This is a genomic window from uncultured Tateyamaria sp. (assembly GCF_947504105.1).
GTDB lineage: Bacteria > Pseudomonadota > Alphaproteobacteria > Rhodobacterales > Rhodobacteraceae > Tateyamaria.
In genome coordinates this window covers 1-1414 of the sequence record NZ_CANNGP010000131.1, presented here as the reverse complement: position 1 = coordinate 1414, position 1414 = coordinate 1, and the positions used below count along the sequence as shown (strand labels likewise).

Genomic DNA, 1414 nt, shown 5'->3' with positions numbered 1-1414 from the left:
TGTGTGGATGCCCCCGGTTTAGCAAGACAATCTTCTGACGTTTCTGGCCTGCGTGATCGGTACCGGTCGTGTGTCAGGCCTCCGCATGTGGCTCAGGTCTGCCACGGGCCGTTATGGTGTTCGTGAGCTCGGGGTCCAAATCGAACTTTCGGACTGTTATGTCCTTGACCTCTATATGGTTTTCCCAAAGCTGAACGTGATCAGTGCGCCCATAATCGTCTGTCGATCTCCTCACTTCACCGGTCCAACCTGCCGCTTAAAGCAGGCTGAAGCGGATTTCGTTTCTCGGCTATGGCGTGGCGTAATGGACTAACCTGCCTGAGTAATCCTGCCCTTTCGTGATCATTGCCCATAATGCGCGGGCCATTTTGTTGGCCATCGCAACGGCTGCCATTTTGAAAGGTTTGCGGGTCAACAGCCGACCCAGCCAAGTTTGAGGATCTATACCTTTCGCCACTGCCCAACGGAGGCAGACGGTTGCGCCAGTGATCAAAAGCCTTCGCATATCGGACTGCCCCATCTTGCTCACCCGGCCCAGTTTGGCCTTTCCTCCGGTTGAATGTTGTCGCGGCACTAATCCGAGCCAAGCCGCAAAATCGCGACCTCGTTGAAAGTTCTCCATCGGTGGTGCAAAGGCCAAAAAAGCCGCCGCGTTGATTGGGCCGATGCCTGGCATAGTTTGTAGCCTGCGTGCCGTGTCGTCGCGCTTTGCGGTGTCTCTCATTTGCCGCTCAAAAGTGGCGATGGAAGTGTTGAGCTGATCGATTTGATAAAAGTAGAGCCGCGCAGTTTCCAGCACGAGATCCGGAACGAGATCAGGCTGGGCCTCAAGCACCTCTTCGTAAGCGATCAGGGCCGCGTTGCCCTTCGTGACGATGATCCCGTGTTCTGCCAGATGACCGCGAAGGGTGATCAGCAGTTGTGATCGCTGGCGCGTAAATGTCTGATGGGATCGAAACAGCATGGCCTGCGCCTGCTGTTCTGGGCTCTTTACAGCGACAAACCGCATATCTGGCTGCCGCACCGCGACCGCAATCGCCGCTGCGTCATTGGCGTCATTCTTATTGCGTTTGACGAACGGCTTCACATAGATCGGCGGGATCAACTTGACGTCATGCCCGTGGCTTTGTGCTTCACGGCCCCAGTAATGGCTGGTCGCACAGGCCTCCATTGCGACCATACAGGCCGGATGACTGGCCAACAGCTCGCTCAATTTTCCGCGCGAGTACTTGCGATTGAACACAATCACGCCCTCGGCGGTCGTCGCGCACACCTGAAAACTGTGCTTTGCAAGGTCGATGGCTAAAATGCTAACGTCGGTCATGGATGCTTCCTTTCATTCTCACTGACTTGTCAACAAAGCCAGTCTGGCACATTGCGATGCCGTTGTGGGAGGGAGCATCCACCCCATCAA

At 55.6% G+C, this 1414-nt stretch carries 1 protein-coding gene; it reads right to left on the bottom strand.

Annotated elements, in window-relative coordinates:
* Positions 1–289: 289 nt before the first annotated feature.
* Complete coding sequence (locus tag Q1A75_RS23875) at positions 290–1324, bottom strand: IS110 family transposase (protein WP_299593550.1); 1035 nt, start codon at positions 1322–1324, stop codon at positions 290–292.
* Positions 1325–1414: the final 90 nt, after the last annotated feature.